This window comes from Cyclobacterium amurskyense, from assembly GCF_001050135.1.
Taxonomy (GTDB): Bacteria; Bacteroidota; Bacteroidia; order Cytophagales; family Cyclobacteriaceae; genus Cyclobacterium; species Cyclobacterium amurskyense.
This window is the reverse complement of record NZ_CP012040.1, coordinates 250855-268327: the sequence shown is the minus strand read 5'-3', so window position 1 is coordinate 268327 and position 17473 is coordinate 250855. Positions and strand designations below refer to the sequence as shown.

The following is a 17473-nucleotide window of genomic DNA, read 5'->3' as shown; positions in this document are numbered from 1 at the left end:
AGGAGTGAAATGCATAGGGAGTTATAGGTGGTCTTCCTTGAATACTGGAGGCTTTTTATAGGGCAATTCCAGACTATGATCCCATGTGGGAAGAACCTTACTGATGTTTTGCTCATTAATCGAAGTGGTTTCGATAAAGTACCAATTCCCTCTGTTTTCCGTACCTACAGCCACGAGATTACTCTCGGAGGTGATTGTCCCTCCGGGAACCTTGATTACTGTAGTGATAGGCACTACGGCATGTATTTCCGTGGCATTGGAGCTAAATTGAATATCATCGCCAAATTCCAGGGTGGTGAGTTTTTGCCCTTTATTGATTTTGGTATCTTGAATTTGTTTGAGAATGTTCTTCATTGCGGGCCTACCGCCAGCTTTTTCGATTAATATGGGGTAGGTGAAATCCAATAAGATTTCATAATCACCGTGTATCTGGGCATAAGCATATATTTGCCCCGCTGTTTTAATTTCTTCTATAACCTGTGCTTCAGCCGTTAAGGTAAATTGACAAGCACATAAAAAAAGACAGCATAAAAAATTCTTTACCATAACCTTTTCAATTTATTAGCTAAAATAGGTTTTAGTGAAGAAAATTCAAGTTAATATTTAAGATAATTTATTGTTCGATGTCCCAGGCCTCAAAGCTTTCCAGTTCACCATCGTATATTTGGTAACTAATTTGGATAGGATTACAACATACCTCACAGTCTTCAATGTAATTTTGTTCAGGTATGCTTGGGTCTAGTAGCATAGAGATTTCTGCCAGACAATAGGGGCATTGAAAAAAATGTTCTATTTCCATAATGACTTAGTCTAAGTTTAACCCATTTTACTGACTTCCTGAAGGAATAAAATAGAAATTCATCCATTTAGCTACTCTACCCTATGAGTTATTCAGCCTTTAAACCCGGATTATGTAATAGGATTTCTCCGCCCTGACATTGTCAGGGGTGAAGCCAGTCCCGTGTTTACGGGAAGTGTTGCAATCGCTAAAAATATCAGACTGTTTGGAGATTTTAGCATAGCACCGCTATGGTGAAATTGAAAACAGCAACGAAGTGGCTGATTTTAAAGCGATTTCAGCACGTAATAGAATGTCTATTGCATATTTCGGGTTAAACTTGCTTTTTAAACCTTTATGGGTTCAAGTCAGGGGTTAAGGGGCCGATAAGAAATAAAATTCGGTTTCTTAATTTATAATCCACTTCCTGATAAGGAGATAGGGGCGTTTTTGCTATCTAAAACCTCGGTGTTTTCACACTTCAATATACGGTAAGGGTATTTTTTTAGCAGTTCATAATTATGGGTTGCCATCAGAATGGCTGTGCCTCTTTTATTGATTTCCTGAAAAAGTTTGAAAATCCCATCTGAAACATCTGGGTCCAGGTTTCCTGTGGGTTCATCTGCAAGTAGAATAGAGGGTTCATTTAATAGTGCCCTGGCAATAACCACACGCTGTTGCTCACCACCTGAAAGTTGGTGAGGCATTTTTGTAGCAGCACCTCCCAAGCCGACACCCATTAAAACCTCTATCATTCGGTTTTTCATTTTGAGTTTGTCTTTCCAGCCTGTGGCGCGCAATACGAAATAGAGGTTTTCTGCCACGCTTCTGTCAGGAAAGAGCTGGAAATCCTGAAATACTATTCCTAATTTTCTTCTTAAGAATGGGATTTCTTTCTTCTTGATTTCCTCAATGGGATAGCCTGCAACGGATGCCTTGCCCATAACCAATGGTAAATCAGCATACAGGGTTTTTAAAAGTGAACTTTTCCCACTTCCTGTACGCCCAATTAAAAATACAAATTCCCCTTTTTCAATGTTGAAGTTTACATTTTTCAAAATGGTATTGATACCTTGAAAAACACATGCGTTCTCAACCTTAACTACAGGATCGTTGGAAAAAACCATATCAGAGATCTAACTTTTTTAGTTTACCGAAGGGAAGTTCTTTGATGAGTTTTTCAAGCGCTTCTTCTTTGCCTCCAAGCCCGAATTTTTCAATTTTTTTAAGTGGTCTATCTGCCCTGAAGTAAGCCACAAGTACAAAATTTTCATCTCTGATCTGTATATAATCAGGGATTTTTGCTTTCCCTTTCACTTTGATGATGTACATGTCCGGTAGTTTTTTTATTGTAACCTTATAGCCTGGCAATAGTTTTCAAAAAGGAGCAGGTCCTCAAACCTGCCCCTTTGAATATTATTTGTTTGCTTTGGCATGGTCAGCCAAGAATTGAGCCAATCCTTTGTCAGTAAGTGGGTGATTCAATAAACCTGTGATCACTTTAAGTGGGCAAGTTACCACATCAGCTCCAAGTTCAGCACATTTAACCAAGTGCATGGTGTGTCTAACAGAGGCCGCAAGGACTTCAGTTTCATAACCATAATTTTGGTAGATATGAACGATTTGAGCGATAAGGTCTAATCCATCAAAAGAGATGTCATCAAGTCGGCCAATAAAAGGAGAGAGGTAAGAAGCTCCTGCTTTGGCTGCAAGAATGGCTTGACCTGCTGAAAAGACCAAAGTACAATTGGTGCGGATTCCTTCACTTGAGAAATATTTGATAGCTTTGATGCCATCTTTGATCATAGGTACTTTTACTACGATTTTGTCGTCAAGTTTTGCAAGTTCCTTACCTTCTTTGATGATTCCTTCAAAATCTGTAGCAATCACTTCTGCACTTACATTGGCATCCACTATGTTACAGATGGCCTTGTAATGGTTGATGACATTTTCGTCACCACTGATTCCTTCTTTAGCCATTAAGGAAGGATTCGTAGTCACCCCATCTAATACACCTAGGTCATAGGCTTCTTTTATTTCGTTGAGATTCGCAGTATCGATAAAGAATTTCATGCTTGTTTTTAGGTTTGTTGATATGTCCCGGTAAATTTAAACCAAAATTAACAAAAAGAAGGGGCTTGAGTAGGAAAAGGACAAAAAAATAAGCGGCATCGCACCGCTACGACCGCCTACCCTTGCTTCCTTCCGGACCTGGGGGATTCAGCGGGAGCTGGTCGTGCCGCTTGGTACAAAGGTAACTATTTTCAGTACATCCGCAAAATATATTTTTCACTCCTTCCTAATCCCTTTATAATCAAAGCGAAAAAATTCTGGCAATATTATTGATATCATTTCCATAGATAATTCCTTATATTTTCGATGCTTTGTAAGCATAACAGTTATTAGCTATGAAAAAGACATTAAGTATTTTAAGTTTGGTATTTATTATGAGTTCTTGTGCCCTTATCCAACCAAGAATCCCTTATCAGTTGGGCATGTCTGAAAGCAAATTCCTTAGACAAAACAAGGATGCGGTAATCAGTCAAATAAGCGTGGACAAAAAAGTGTATAGAGTCAATAATGGAGATAGATTCTACTTATTGGTTACTTTTGAAAACGATGCCTTGACTAATCTTGAGGAAATGGAATTGACCCCACAGTGGCCAGCGCAAAGATACATGGATGAGAACAATCCCAATTACAACAACCCTAACTATAACAATCCCAACGGAAACCAAAACAAGTATCCACAACAAAATAATCCTAACCAATAAAGTGGATATTTAATGTGAAAAAATAAGCTTAACAAACTCAATTTAGGTGATAAGGCCTCTTTAAATTTTTAAGGAGGCCTTTATTTTTTGTTATGGAGCTTATGGTGTTTTTGTAATTAAGTAAAAAAATGTATTAAGTTTATTGTGTTGCTTAAAAATATGATTTAATATTTTCTTATATTTAATCCTTTATTTGGAAGATCAATAGCATTAGCATGGACAATAATAGAAGGAAATTTTTAAAGAAAATGGGAATGGCCGGAGCAGCTTCGGCAATGGTTCCGGTGGCATTTGCAGGAGAAGAGCCAAAGGCAATTTCCCAAATGAAAAGAAATTTCGAAAGTCCAGCAGACAAGGAATTGAATATTGCCTTAATTGGAGCAGGTATCATGGGATCCCAAGATATGAATACTGCACTTCAACATGACAATGTAAGTATAGTGGCTGTTTGTGATTTGTATGATGGTAGATTGGATTCGGCTAAAGAAAAGTGGGGACAACACCTGTTTTTAACCAAAGATTATAAAGAGATCCTGAAAAGGAAAGATATAGATGCAGTTCTAATAGGAACACCAGATCATTGGCACAAGCAGATCAGCATTGATGCCATGAACGCCGGCAAGCATGTTTACTGCGAAAAACCGATGGTTCATAGTGTGGATGAGGGTAAGGATGTCATTGATGCCTGGAAGAAATCGGGTAAAGTGATGATGGTAGGTAGTCAAGGGATATCAAGCCTGGGGAATGAGAAGGCCAAAGAATTGTTGGCTGAAGGCGCTATCGGAGACATCAACTATGCCGAGGGTTTTTGGGCCAGACATTCTCCTGAAGGCGCTTGGCAGTACAATGTACCTGAGGATGGTAATACCAAGACGGTGGACTGGGAAAGGTATATTTCCAATACCACAGATAGACCATTTGATCCACTACGGTTTTTTAGATGGAGAAATTACCTTGATTATGGTACTGGGATGTCTGGAGATTTATTTGTTCATTTATTTACCAGCCTTCATTTTATTACCAACTCTTTGGGACCAGATAAAGTATCAGCCATGGGGGGATTAAGGTATTGGAAGGATGGAAGAGAAGTGCCAGATGTTTTATTGGGAATGTTCCAATATCCAGACAGTCAACAACACCCTGGTTTTAACTTGTCTTTAAGATGTAATTTTGTGGATGGTACCAGTGGTTCTACCTACTTGAAAATTGTAGGTAGTAAAGGGTCTATGGATGTGAAATGGGATGAAGTGGTTGTAAAGACCAACCAGAAAGTGTCCAGTAATGATCCATTTATGGAAGCACAAGCAAAGATGAGAGGAGATGCTCCCGATCGTAAGAAAATTTTACCACCCAATGAAATGGTTTATAAAGTGGAGCCTGGTTATAAAGGAGCGCATTATGATCATTTTGGGAATTTTTTCCGTGCCATCAGGGAGAATGTAGAAGTGGTAGAAAACCCTATATTTGCTTTTCGTGCTGCGGCACCAGCTTTATTGTGTAATGACAGTTATTTCCAGGACAAATTTATTAAATGGGATCCTGTAAATATGAAATTAGTATAATTTAAGTTTAATATCTAAAACCAATGATGAAAACACTTATTAAAACAAGCGGCCTAATGTTGGCAGCAGTCCTTGTAATGTCATGCGCATCTGATGGCACCGACCTGTTTAATGGCAAAGACCTTACAGGATGGACAGTATATGGTACTGAAAAATGGTATGTTGAAGATGGTATTTTGGTCTCCGAGAGTGGCCCTGACGGGGAGTATGGCTATCTTGGTACTGAGAAAAATTATAAAAACTTTGAATTGACCGCACAATTCAAGCAAGATCAGGATGGTAACAGTGGTATCTTCTTTCGCTCAAACTTTGAAGGAACCAAGGTTTCCGGTTGGCAAGTAGAAGTGGCACCTCCAGGTGACGATACAGGAGGAGTATATGAGTCTTATGGTCGTGGTTGGTTGATCAAACCAGATCCTGAAAAAGACAAAAACCTAAAATTTGGTGAGTGGAATGATATTAAAATTCGTGTTGTTGATGACCATGTAACTACTTGGCTTAATGGCGTAGAAATGATAGATTATTCTGACGAAAAAATTGGTGAAGGTGAAGGGCAGTTGGCACTTCAGATTCACAGTGGTGGAGGTCTGAAGATTTCCTGGAAAAACATCAAAGTAAAAGAATTGTAAGTAGCCTGTTTTAGAACAAACAGTCTCAAGATTCAAAGGATTATACAGAAAAAAAGCCCCTTTTCGGGGCTTTTTTACGTTCAACTACTATTGTTTGACAAAAGGAACCAACCTTTGAGTCATTTTTAGTAATTTGCGCTCTAGAAAATAATGATATATGTCTAAATTTGATCCGATAAGACCTTTTTATGATAATGAAGTCAATCAGGCATTGAAAGAATATGGCCAACATCCCATGATGAAGGCAATAATGAATTTCACTTTTCCTGACAGATCAGAGGCAGAATGGGCCGAAATGTTTTCCGATATTCACTCAATCAGAGACTTTCAAACAAAAATTATATACGATGCTGTACTTAAAATTTTAAAAGTTAGTTCTGATGGACTATCTACTTCAGGATTTGAAAACCTGAAACCCAATACAGCCTATCTGTTTATTTCAAACCATCGGGATATTATACTTGACACCTCTTTGCTGAATGCTACCTTGTACGAACATGGGTTAGTGATGACAACTTCTGCAATAGGGGATAATCTTGTGAAAAAGCCTTTTTTGAAGGCATTATCAAGGATTACACGTAATTTTGTGGTTTTTAGAGGACTTAGTCCTAAGGCCATGTTTGAAAATTCTAAGTTGAATTCTGAATACATAAGGGAAGCATTGCTGAAAGAAAACAGGTCTGTTTGGATTGCTCAGAGGGAAGGCAGAACCAAAGATGGCATGGACCTGACACAAAAAGGCATGTTGAAAATGCTGGCCTTGGCCAGTGAGGATACACCTTTGAAAGACTATTTTAAGCAATTGAAAATAGTTCCTGTATCCATTTCTTACGAAAACGACCCAACAGACGTACTTAAAATGCCTGAATTACTTGCCAAGGCCAGGGAAGAGATTTATGTGAAGCAGAAAAATGAAGATTTCAAAACACTGGTAAGCGGGATTATGGGGCAAAAGAAACGCATTCATATTTCCGTAGGAAAAGTACTCGATGAAGAAATAGACGAGGTGCTAGGTACCGAAGGTCCTATAAATAAACAATTGCAATTACTTGCAGAAGAATTGGATCGGGTGATTGTACACAATTACCAGTTATGGCCTACCAACTATATTGCACTGGATATTATGAACAATACCAGTAAATATGCAGCGCATTATACCAACGAGGAAATGGAAGCATTTAAAGAAAGAATGCACAAAGGTATAGATATGGAAAACGAAGTTGCGGTACATAACTTTTTGGCAATGTATGCCAACCCAGTTGTTCACAAGCAAAATATTTCTCAACCAACTTCTTGAGTCCCCATTCTTTTAAAATGAAAATAACCTAGGTTTATGGCTTTAAGAAGCTTTCTAACCTAGGTTGTTTTTATATTGAATATATTCCTGAATCAAGTTTCTAATACTTATTTCAATCGATTCAGATTATCCTTAGTAGGACTGGTAATGATTGATTATTATACTTTCCAGAACACCTTCCTCGAAATTTAGTTTTACTACATCCATTTTGTTTTTTTCCAATGTGTATCCAAAATACCACTGAGGTGATTTTTCCATTTCGCTATCATAGGTTTTAGAGAGGTCTTTGGTCAGTAAATTAATGGCTTCAAATTTACTTTTATACTTCTCATTTTCGCTGATTGTTTTGAGCTTGTCATACAACACAGCTATATCATCTCCTTTCCTGATGGCGGACTGAGACAGTTCTTCAGGCCATTTTTCAAGTGCCTGACCACTGCTTAAATAGATGGTTTCTATGCTATTGTTTTTTATTCCTAACTGAACACCGGAAGAGGTACCTATTTTTTCATCCATAAAAATATAGTGATACAGTGGCAATTTGTCTTCCAATTCAGCTACTCCTTCATATATGTTGGAGACAATGTTTATATATTCAAGTCCTATATCACTTTTCAAATCGTTTACCGATTCATATACCGTCGCAGAATTGGCGCCTATGGTGAAGGTTTTGTAATCCCCAGACTTAATGGTATCTGTTGAAATGAGTGAAGAAATGGGTGGCTCAGTGATGATTTCCGGTTCCGTTTCAACTGTGTTGAGGCAACCTGCCAATAATAGAGGCAAGAAGAAAAGTGCCCATGCACCATTAGTTGATGGCGCTTTTTTGTTTGCTGTCATTTTACTTAAAAATGAGTCCAAGGTAATTTTTTTCATAATATAGAATGTTGGTTTAAAGAGCTTTCAATAATTGATTCAAACACTATACGCAACAAACTATGTGTATGTCTTGTTGAAGCTTCTTTTTCTTTTAAAGAAAGGAAAAAGTAGCAAAGACTTTCTCATCAAATAAAATCCCAAGACATTAAAAAGTAATCTTAGATTGAGATGCTGATGGTATTGTAGCCTATTTCTATTTTAACCCACATTATGCATTAGCCTATCTATTACGACCTGAATCTACCTCAAAATCAGTCGCTACGCTGCTGTTTTCGATTTCACCATAGCGATGCTATGATTAAATCTCCAAACAGCCTGATTTTCTTGCAGTTTCAGTTCTCATTACAATTCCTTATGGATAAAGCGGGTTTAATAAGAAAGCCAGAGATCTCACAATTGAATTCTCTGGCTTTCCTTTAGTGGTAATTGTATAAAGGTATAAAATAACTTATGCGCCCTTAACTGCTAAAACCTCTGGTAGGGATGCCAAACTTGGCAAGATATAATCTGGATGAGCCGTTTTTAGTTGCTTCTCATTTTGCGCTCCAGTCAATACACCAATCGTCAAACCACAATTTGCATTTTTACCTTCTTCAATATCAATGGTAGAATCTCCTGCTTTCAGTACCTCTTGAGACTCTGTAATGCCACATATCTTCATGGCTTTGTAAATCATGTCTGGTTGGGGTCGCCCATTCAATACATCGTCAGCGGTGACCAGCCCATCGATGTCCTTTCCTGTTTCCCAGCCTAATTTCAAAAGTAGCGATAAGGCTGTTTTGCGGTCATAACCTGTATTAAGCACCACAAACACACCTTTACTCCTCAGACCTTTCATCATTTCTTTTACCCCAGGAAAAGTTTTCACCTCCAACTGCTCATAAGTTAGTTTTAGGGTTGGTTTAAAATTGGCAAATGCTTCAGAGGCAATGCTTGCAATATCAGTGGAATTGGTACATGCTTTCAATACATCAGTTATGGCCTGATGCTTTTCCTTACCTGCCCCATGTGCCAAAACTTCCTCCAATGAAACGTTAAATCCCTTGTCATTGATTACTTTTTGAACGGTTTTGTAAACTACATTGTCCTCATCCACGGTAGTTCCCGCCATGTCAAGTACCACTAGCTTAATGTTTTTCATTTTTATAAATTAAATAGTTTTTCAATGTTTTCTTTAGCAAATGCAGGACTACCTGTCATTCCTTTTCCACCTATTCCGGTGACAATATGAATGTTTTCATCGATTGTTTTTTCATATAGCTCCCCATTTTTACATTGAGCGTAGGTTCCATACCAGCGATAAGCTATATCATAGGTGGGTAGGTCTATTATGGCCTTGGCCTCTTGAAGCATAAATTGATCAATCTCCATGTCTAAATCAAATCCCAGTTTATCACTATTTCTGGCGTCCGTATATTGATGAGAATCTCCCAGAATGACAGAACCATCCATTGCCTGCTTAAAAAGAATATGTATGCCCCATTTTTTCTCAAGCGTATCATTGGCCTCCTTCTTTTTTATAGAAGCATAGGAAGGACATTCCTGAAAGGCTTCATACCTTCGTATAGATCTTCCGGTCAATAGGGAGCCTGGCAGTTGATAGGACTTTGCTTGGGGTTTGGTTTGCATCATCTGCAATTTAGAAATTTCCATATCGCTTCCTGCAAAAATAGCGGGATACAATGTTTTAAATTCGCTTCCACTACAGATAAGAACTTTTGAAGACTTTAACTTTTTACCACTGGTGGTTGTGCACCTTACAAATGACCCATTGTTTTCGCAAGCGATCACTGTTGTGGAAGGGAGATAAGCGAGCCCCATTTTTGCATGCATAAAGTTCAGAAGCCGGTGAATCATAAGCCGTGGCTCTACAGTGATTTCTTCTGGGAAAAACAAACCACCTTTGACATAATCACTCCTTAGCCCTGGGAAATTTCCCAAACAAGTTGGCTTGGAAAGCAAAATGGAGGGATAACTTCTAGAATAATTGATCGAAGCAAGCTCCTCAATCAACTGCATTTCTTCTGCATCAGAAGCAAGATAGACTGTTCCTTGGTTTCTGACAGTTAAGTCAATTGTGCTGTGAATTTCTTTATAGATAGCCAGACTTTCTCTTCCATAAGCTTGCCACTTTTCATTCATTCCTGAAGGAATAACCTGCCCAAAATTGCGTACAGTAGCGCCTTGTGGAGCATTGTCCTTTTCGATCAGGGCTACCTTCAATCCCTTCTTTAGGGCATGATAGGCATGAAAAGTGCCCAAAACACCAGCTCCAACTACAATAAGATCAAACATTCCTTGACTGTGTTTCTATTGTCAACTTTTAAAGATTCTTCATAATTCTGATAGGAAAAAGAATCAGTCCTCCTCAAATATTCCTGAAGGAACCTTTCCAATCCAGGATTCAGGGGTATCCCTAATCCCAAATAACCTGGCCACTACTGCGGAAGTGTTGGCATTTGAATTGGGAGAATTTAAGGCTACACCTTTATTAATTCCGGGACCTTTGATCATCCATGGGACAATCATTTCCTGAACCGATGTACCGCCATGACTTGTGCCAATTCCACCATGATCAGTGAAGAGTAAAAAGTTGCTGTCTTCATATAACCCTTCCGCCTTCAGCTGCTTTACAAACTCCCCGATTTTCACATCAATTTCCTCAATGGCCGTAATAAATTCCGGTGACATCCACTCGTGTCCATGCCCTGCATGATCTACATGCACAGAATATAGGAAAATCAGGGAAGGTACATCCTGATTACTGACGAGAAAATCAAAGGCTGCCTGATAATTTTGATCGTAGTGATCGTCTTCTTCAAACTTTTGCTCGTCGAGGTATTTCTTATTGAACGGTTTGATAAGGCTTTTCCAATTGAAATAGAAAGCGGTCTTTATATTGGGGACATTGTCCTTTACAATTTTAAAAATAGAGGGGTAATAGCCGTTTTCATCCATTTCTTGAGGAGCAATTAAATGGTCTTCTTTCTCCCAGTTGTTACCAAATACACCATGTTGCTCTGGTCCACCGCCGGTGAGGTGACTAGTCCAGTTGGGCATGGTAACAGAGGGCATCACTGTCCTGGTACTTGTGGAAATCACCCCATCAGCAAATAAAGCATCAATATTTGGTGTCTTTGCTTTTTGGTAACCTTCCAGAGAAAAGCCATCAATGCCAAGCATGATTACTCGTTTTGCCACAGGCGCTTTTTCCTTACAGCCAATAGTAAACAGTAACGAAAATAAAAGAAGGAGCAGGGTTGACTTTGCTTTTATCATCTGTGGATAGGGTTTTTGTTAAGAATTGTTTTTTTAAGGGGGAATTCCCGTTTGATAAATATATAAAAAACCAGTGAGCAGAAGGATGTTGACCTTTTATTAAATCCTGTCTTTTTGTTAAATGGTTAAATATTATTGTATAAATAGGATCGTAGATTTTTAAAAGAGTTGGCCATTAGCTGGTTGCGATATGATTTTGTCAGCATTGTTGCAGAAAAAAAAGCAACAATACCGCCAAAATCAAGTAGAAGCATTCTTACAGTCCACGGGTTTCACCCATGGTTATTATTGTTGAAGCCGGATTATGTAATAGAATTCGTGATGAGTGTTGCAATCGCAAGAAAATCAGGCTGTTTGGAGATTTTAGCATAACACCGCTATGGTGAAATTGAAAACAGCAACGAAGTGGCTGATTTTAAAGCGATTTCAGCACGTAATTGATTGTCTATTGCATATTTCGGGTTGAAGCCCTCCAGGCTTCTTCAGACAGTTAGAATTAAACTATTGCATTGACCAAATGCATTGATTTAGGAGAAATACACATTCATATATACAAGGTTACATTAGAACCCTGACTTTTTCAGTTCACTTTAGTGTCAGGCGCAGCCTGAACACCGAAGTGAATAAACAAATGGATTCTCGGTTAAAAATTTCGATGACTTCGACAAGCTCAGGCGCCGGTATTTAGACAAGCTCAGCCACCGGATCTTTGACAGGGTCAGGTACTGGTGCTTCAACAAACCCAAACACCGGTAATAGATTCTTGAAGTATATACCTTAAAAAACAATTAACAATTAACAATTAACAATTAACAATTAACAATTAATCATTACCAAACACCCCATTTATCTCTGCAATAGAAATCCCCAATAATTGCTGGGTGATTTCATTTAATTCCTTTTCGTTTCCGGTAAAGTGGTATACGTTGTGGAAATGCTCCATTCTTTGGCCGGGAGAAAGAAAAGCTCCTGGAGAAACACTCTCTAATTCGTAAAAGGGACCCATCTGGCTACCATCTTCCAAGGGGCCATCATTATAAGCATTGACCGCATCCCCTTTGAAAGGATCAGCATCGGTGTTCCACTCCTGATTAAGGTAGGGCAATTCAGACGAAATATTGAAGGTAGTGATGCTCAATAATTTGTTGAGATGGTCATAGCTGGCAGCCATAGGGAGGCCTCTTTCGGGGGATACTCCCACTTTGCCTCTGCTTAAGCCATCGGCCTTTAAGAATAAGTAATTTTCTGTGATGGCAATTCTTTCCTCTGGAATTTCACCGAAATAGTTGGTGGTAAGTCCTTCTTTGCTGTCATTTGGCTTGAGAGGCAATACAATGGTGGTTTTTGCGCTAGGCCTAAACATGTCCAAAACCCAAAGGCAGGGGGCTCCGGTTTCTGGGGTCCATGGGAAATCGCCAGTGTTTTGAATGGAATTGATGGTGGTATAGCCTATCATTTTGATGGCAGAAACATCGGCTGTCAAAGCAGTGTTTTTTAAGATTTCCTCCTTTTCCAGAAGGGCAACGGTACGTTGAAGCTGTAACTTAAACTCGGTTCCCTGATAGTTGGTAATGGAGGTTGATTTGGTCATGGCTATTTCCCTCGGGCCAGCCTTGGTTTTTTCCCAGGGTTCATGGTCAATGGCTGCAGGGGTGTGCCAGTTCTCAAACACCATTTTTTTTCCCGGCTCAAAATATAGGGAGTACTTGTTTCCTTCCGGCCCAAGCCATAGGCGACTTTCGCCTCCATAGGCATTCATATGTTTGTCTAACGGGCCTTCAAATGCTTTATAGTTTATCCATCCAAAACTTTCTCCATTTTCCCCAGCTGCGGTAGAGGTGAAAACTTTGCCCTGGTACTTAGGGGATACCAGGATTTTGGCCTGCTCGTCAGCCGTACTTAGCTCCACAAGATTTGGATCAAATTTCTCTAAAAACTTTTTGTCCTGCAAAAAATTATTTGGACTGTCCTCAATGGTCTGATTGTCTTTTTGGCGCTCTGAGCAGGAAATAGTAAAGGATAAATTGCTGAGAAGGGCAAAAGCAAGGATATATTTGTTCATTTTGTGTTAATTCTTATGTGTTTTAACCACAATAATAGCATTAAACCTTTAAGGCTACAATTGAATTTATAAAAACAATGGATACCCATCGTATTTATAGTGAGTTATAGAATGAGCATTAATGTGACAGTGATTTGGTTTATGGAGGAAGGGGTTAAAATGGCAATGCTTTTTTGATGGTCAATGGAAAGCCAATAAGTTGAACTTACAATTCCCCAAACACTTCATCCAAATCTAACTCAAACCCAGCAAGCGCCTGTGATTTCACCCGGTCTCCCATGGTAAATAGGCGGGAAGGTTGGTATTTTCCTCCTTCAAGGGTATAGATTAACAGGGTACGCTCGTCAGGGTGGATTACCCAATATTCCTTCACTCCGGAGGACTCGTATACCTCGTATTTCAGTTGCAGCTCCTTTTTATTGTTACCGGGTGAGAGGATCTCTATAATCAGGTCCGGAGCACCCACACAACCCAATTCATCCAGTTTTTCCCGATCGCAGACTACACATAGGTCTGGCTGCACTACGGTATCGATATCCTTGTGCTTTCTGGAAGAGACCGGAAGGCGCACATCAAATGGGGCTACATATACTTTGCAGGTTTTCCCTTTTAAAAATTGATAAAGCGTATTTGAAAGCACCATAGAAACTTCTTGGTGTATCCTTCTAGGCGCTGCAGCCGCCTGCCTGAATACTTTTCCGCGGATCAGCTCCACCATCTCATCCAGTTGCCAAGAAAGATAATCTGCATAGGAATAGCTTCCATATGCAGAAAAGGGCTCTTTGACTTTATCTTTTGACTTTTCCATCTTTCACACAAATCGAAGTTGCTTAATAAAGATAACAAGATTTGAACGAATTAATCGGTAGATAAAGTTTGTAATTGTATGTAATCCTCAATTAACAATTATATAGTTCTAATTTATATTCCTCAGTTATAAAGAGATCTTATTGTTATCGTTTGAACTTACAATTCCCCAAACACCTCATCCAAATCCAATTCAAATCCGAGGAGAACCTCCGACTTGACCCTATCTCCCATGGTGTACAACCGAGAAGGACGGTAATTTCCGGTTTCCAGGGTATAGATCAACAAGGTGCGTTCATCAGGATGGATCACCCAATATTCCTTGACTCCGGAGGCCTCATACACCTCATATTTCAATTGCAGTTCTTTTTTATTATTTCCAGGGGAGAGAATTTCTATGACCAAGTCCGGGGCACCCACACAGCCTAATTCGTCCAGCTTTTCCGAATTGCAGACCACACAGAGGTCCGGCTGCACTACAGTATCGATATCCTTGTGCTTTCTGGAAGAAACCGGAAGTCGCACATCAAAGGGGGCGGTATACACCTTACAGCTTCCTCCTTTTAAATATCCATGAATTCTCGTAACCAAGGCTACCGTAAGTTCTTCATGGATTCTACGAGGAGCTGCTGCCGCCTGCCTGAATACTTTTCCCCGAATCAATTCCACCATCTCATCCAATTGCCAGGAGAGGTAGTCTGCATAGGAGTAGCTTCCATAGGCAGAAAAGGGTTCTTTGACTTTATCTTTTGACTTTTCCATCTTTTTGCATAAACCGAGCTTAACTAATAAAGATAACAAAATTTGGTTAAAATCGCTAGTGGACAAAAAGGATAGACTGTAAAGGAAAACAAAACTGTAAGTAGCTAGGCCTGTGTTTATTAAAATCATGAATTTTAATTGGATTTTCTTTTTAAAAATAGGAACAGCCCAAAGCTTATAGACTTTGGGCTTGTTTTTTTCTAAGAAAAAGTAAATTCTCGAAACGTTTATTTTTCCGCCTTTTTCTTAATCACCAGGTTCATAACGCCCTCAGGTGAATTGGCCTTACCAGTTACTTTATCGCCTTTCTGTTCCAGTATAGTTTTTACCACATTTCCTTCCACATTTACCTCAAAGGATAATTTTCCATCTTTTACATTTACATTTTTTCCTGCAACGGATTGACCGTTTTTAAAAGTAATCTTTACCGTGGTTGCTTTGTCCTTATAAGCGATATGCACAGTGCCTTCGTGATAAGGGTATGGAGCGTCATAGCATTCGTATGCCCATGTGCCTTCATATTTAGAAGGTATTTCAAAGGCCATCACCTCCGTATTAAAAAATGATACGGTGAATAATAAGAGTAATACTGCACTTAAATTTTTCATGATAGGATGTTTTTGGTTATACATAATGAAACAAAGGTATGAGCCTTTCAGATGCAGTATGAAAAATAGGGTTTTAAGCCTCTATTTAGGGGTGAGTGACAGGGATTAGTGCAATAAGTGATCGAACTCAGGGGTGAATTTGCGTGATACAGGGACGATTGACACGCTGCCTTCCAAGTGCAGGCTGACTTTACCTGAAGCTTTTTTTGCCAATTTTACATTTTGCACATTGACCAGATAAGATCTATGGCACCTTTTTATGGCGAAGTCTTTAAGTTGTTCAGAGAGGGCTTTTAAAGAATTCCGAAGCATCTCTTTTTTGATGGTGTCACTATCCCTGTAATAAATAATTGAATAGTTATCTGCCGCTTCGATAAATAGTATATCGGATGATTTTAAAGATAACCTGTTGTTTCCGTATTCATCTTTTAAGCTTATTATCTTATTGATAAAGGTGTCAGGTTCCGCTTGTTTTTGGCTTTCCTGTTGTTTGTTAAAAATGAAGATGAAACATAAAGCCAAAGTATAGGGGATCAATAGCCCCAGAAAAGTATATTTCAGGCTAATAAAATATTCAGAAAAAAAGTTGGAGCCATGGCTGCCATACAATCCATAGAAAACAAGTGATAATACCAGAATTTCAGCAATTGTCCAGAGGATAAAGTGAACCACTTTATGTTCTCTTTTGAATAATATAGGCTTAATAATCAGTTGTGATAGACCTATTACCACTCCGCCGATAATTCCAAACCCTGAAAGTCTAAAAAATTGGGACAGGCCTTGATCTGCCTCCCATTGATCTATCCTGAATGGTGTATAGAGGTTAATGAAGAGGATAGAAAAAAGGGTACAAAAGCTTATCAAAACCAGTTTCTTCCAGTTGTGGTTGAGTAGGTTAAAATCTGAATTTAAAAGATTATTTTTGTCAGTCATCGCCTTAAAATTAAACAATGGTAAGGTGAAAACCCTAAAAATCACCAAGACATTTTTCTGAAAATTGGGGGTTAGTGGGGAGAAGAATTTTCCGTGTATAGAATTGTTAAAAAAAGTTAATTGCTTGTATTTTTTTTTCTTCGATTTTATAATTGAACCCGCTATCAAAATAGCTATCATACGATAAATAGACAGAGATTTTACTTTATTAATTTAATTTATAAACTTCACTTATTTATTATTATGTCAGCCGTTTATTTACTAAAAAAAGGCCTCAGAAGGGGCAAGGGATGGTTTTTTCCATTGTTATTAGTCCTTTTGTTTCACCTTCATCCAATTGCGGTTTCAGCACAAGATTCAAATTCTGAATCCTCGTTTACAGCACGCTTATTCAATATAGAAGCCCCTGTTAATGAGACCTTTCGTTTTCAGACAACCCTAAAAAACAACTCTGACAAGGTAAAGGTATATGAACTCAATGCTGAAGCCCCTAAAGGCTGGAGGCTGGTATTTAAGGCCAGAGGAAGCCAAGTCACCTCTATTAATTTGGAACCTGGTAAATCGGAAAGTCTCAATGTTGAGGTGAAGCCTGCCCATGATGCAGCTCCCAAAAAGTATAGCTTCCCTGTATTCGCAAAATCCGGAAAAGATTCGATGGAACTGGAGCTTGAGGCAGTTGTGGAAGGCGCCTATGATTTAGAGCTAACTACCCCTTCAGGCCGTTTAAGTGGTGAAATTACTGAAGGAAAAAATACTGAAATTCACTTAAAAGTAATCAATAGAGGTTCACTTCCCTTAAATGAAATAACCCTTACTTCGAATACCCCATCAAAATGGGAGGTAAGCTTTTCTCCCTCCGAATTGGAAGAGCTTGAGCCTGGAAAAAGTGCAGATGTGATTGCTACTTTATCAGTTCCTAATAAAACTTTGGCAGGAGATTATGTAAGTAAGTTCACTGCCAAAAACTCAGAAAGCACAAGTACGGCAACCTATAGGGTGACAGTAAAAACATCCCTATTGTCTGGAGGTATCGGTATTTTGATAATATTGATCGCCGTAGGATTTGTTTATGTACTGATTCGAAAGTTCGGAAGAAGATAAAA

General features: G+C 38.8%; 19 protein-coding genes and 1 other RNA gene. 5 read left to right on the top strand and 15 right to left on the bottom strand.

Annotation, left to right across the window (positions count from 1 at the left end):
• Positions 1-21 precede the first annotated feature (21 nt).
• From CA2015_RS01065 to ffs, 6 genes are all read right to left on the bottom strand, one after another.
• Entirely contained in the window at positions 22-546 is a 525-nt protein-coding gene (locus tag CA2015_RS01065; protein ID WP_048640210.1) for a hypothetical protein, read from the bottom strand.
• 67 nt (positions 547-613) lie between these two features.
• Positions 614-799 carry a CPXCG motif-containing cysteine-rich protein gene (locus CA2015_RS01060; RefSeq protein ID WP_048640209.1) on the bottom strand — a complete coding sequence of 62 codons (186 nt, stop codon included), beginning with the start codon at positions 797-799 and terminating at the stop codon, positions 614-616.
• Between the two features lie 392 nt (positions 800-1191).
• The gene (locus CA2015_RS01055) at positions 1192-1905 is read right to left on the bottom strand and encodes a cell division ATP-binding protein FtsE (RefSeq protein WP_048640208.1); all 714 of its coding nucleotides are present in this window, start codon (positions 1903-1905) and stop codon (positions 1192-1194) included.
• A 1-nt stretch (position 1906) separates the two neighbouring features.
• A complete protein-coding gene (locus CA2015_RS01050; protein ID WP_020893396.1) occupies positions 1907-2110 on the bottom strand; it encodes a hypothetical protein in 204 nt (67 codons plus the stop codon).
• A gap of 84 nt (positions 2111-2194) precedes the next feature.
• Complete coding sequence (gene fsa / locus CA2015_RS01045) at positions 2195-2851, bottom strand: fructose-6-phosphate aldolase (protein WP_048640207.1); 657 nt, start codon at positions 2849-2851, stop codon at positions 2195-2197.
• A gap of 84 nt (positions 2852-2935) precedes the next feature.
• Positions 2936-3026, bottom strand: an RNA gene (ffs, locus tag CA2015_RS24490) — signal recognition particle sRNA small type.
• Positions 3027-3186: 160 nt separating this feature from the next.
• Between ffs and CA2015_RS01040 the strand changes: the two genes are divergently transcribed.
• The 4 genes from CA2015_RS01040 (at position 3187) to CA2015_RS01025 (ending at position 7040) form a co-directional block, all read left to right on the top strand.
• Entirely contained in the window at positions 3187-3552 is a 366-nt protein-coding gene (locus CA2015_RS01040) for a hypothetical protein (RefSeq protein ID WP_048640206.1), read from the top strand.
• A gap of 215 nt (positions 3553-3767) precedes the next feature.
• The gene (locus CA2015_RS01035; protein WP_048640205.1) at positions 3768-5114 is read left to right on the top strand and encodes a Gfo/Idh/MocA family protein; all 1347 of its coding nucleotides are present in this window, start codon (positions 3768-3770) and stop codon (positions 5112-5114) included.
• Positions 5115-5137: 23 nt separating this feature from the next.
• Entirely contained in the window at positions 5138-5743 is a 606-nt protein-coding gene (locus CA2015_RS01030; RefSeq protein ID WP_084011585.1) for a 3-keto-disaccharide hydrolase, read from the top strand.
• A 157-nt stretch (positions 5744-5900) separates the two neighbouring features.
• Complete coding sequence (locus CA2015_RS01025) at positions 5901-7040, top strand: 1-acyl-sn-glycerol-3-phosphate acyltransferase (protein WP_048640204.1); 1140 nt, start codon at positions 5901-5903, stop codon at positions 7038-7040.
• 132 nt (positions 7041-7172) lie between these two features.
• On the opposite strand, the gene CA2015_RS01020 is transcribed toward CA2015_RS01025, so the two are convergent.
• From CA2015_RS01020 to CA2015_RS00980, 9 genes are all read right to left on the bottom strand, one after another.
• Positions 7173-7916, bottom strand: a complete 744-nt coding sequence (locus CA2015_RS01020; RefSeq protein WP_048640203.1) for a hypothetical protein — start codon at positions 7914-7916, stop codon at positions 7173-7175.
• Positions 7917-8367: 451 nt separating this feature from the next.
• The gene (locus CA2015_RS01015; protein ID WP_048640202.1) at positions 8368-9060 is read right to left on the bottom strand and encodes a phosphonatase-like hydrolase; all 693 of its coding nucleotides are present in this window, start codon (positions 9058-9060) and stop codon (positions 8368-8370) included.
• A 2-nt stretch (positions 9061-9062) separates the two neighbouring features.
• Positions 9063-10214 carry a TIGR03364 family FAD-dependent oxidoreductase gene (locus tag CA2015_RS01010; protein WP_048640201.1) on the bottom strand — a complete coding sequence of 384 codons (1152 nt, stop codon included), beginning with the start codon at positions 10212-10214 and terminating at the stop codon, positions 9063-9065.
• 63 nt (positions 10215-10277) lie between these two features.
• Positions 10278-11198, bottom strand: coding sequence for an alkaline phosphatase family protein (locus tag CA2015_RS01005; protein ID WP_053086628.1), 921 nt, complete (start codon positions 11196-11198; stop codon positions 10278-10280).
• 823 nt (positions 11199-12021) lie between these two features.
• A complete protein-coding gene (locus tag CA2015_RS01000) occupies positions 12022-13260 on the bottom strand; it encodes a DUF6786 family protein (RefSeq protein ID WP_048640200.1) in 1239 nt (412 codons plus the stop codon).
• Between the two features lie 205 nt (positions 13261-13465).
• Complete coding sequence (locus CA2015_RS00995) at positions 13466-14068, bottom strand: Uma2 family endonuclease (RefSeq protein WP_048640199.1); 603 nt, start codon at positions 14066-14068, stop codon at positions 13466-13468.
• A gap of 158 nt (positions 14069-14226) precedes the next feature.
• Positions 14227-14829, bottom strand: a complete 603-nt coding sequence (locus CA2015_RS00990) for a Uma2 family endonuclease (RefSeq protein WP_041934894.1) — start codon at positions 14827-14829, stop codon at positions 14227-14229.
• Between the two features lie 227 nt (positions 14830-15056).
• Positions 15057-15437, bottom strand: a complete 381-nt coding sequence (locus tag CA2015_RS00985) for a hypothetical protein (protein ID WP_048644285.1) — start codon at positions 15435-15437, stop codon at positions 15057-15059.
• Between the two features lie 105 nt (positions 15438-15542).
• Complete coding sequence (locus tag CA2015_RS00980; protein ID WP_048644284.1) at positions 15543-16370, bottom strand: LytR/AlgR family response regulator transcription factor; 828 nt, start codon at positions 16368-16370, stop codon at positions 15543-15545.
• Positions 16371-16613: 243 nt separating this feature from the next.
• Here CA2015_RS00980 and CA2015_RS00975 point away from each other — a divergent pair, with 243 nt between their 5' ends.
• The gene (locus tag CA2015_RS00975; protein WP_048640198.1) at positions 16614-17471 is read left to right on the top strand and encodes a COG1470 family protein; all 858 of its coding nucleotides are present in this window, start codon (positions 16614-16616) and stop codon (positions 17469-17471) included.
• The last annotated feature ends 2 nt before the right edge of the window (positions 17472-17473 follow it).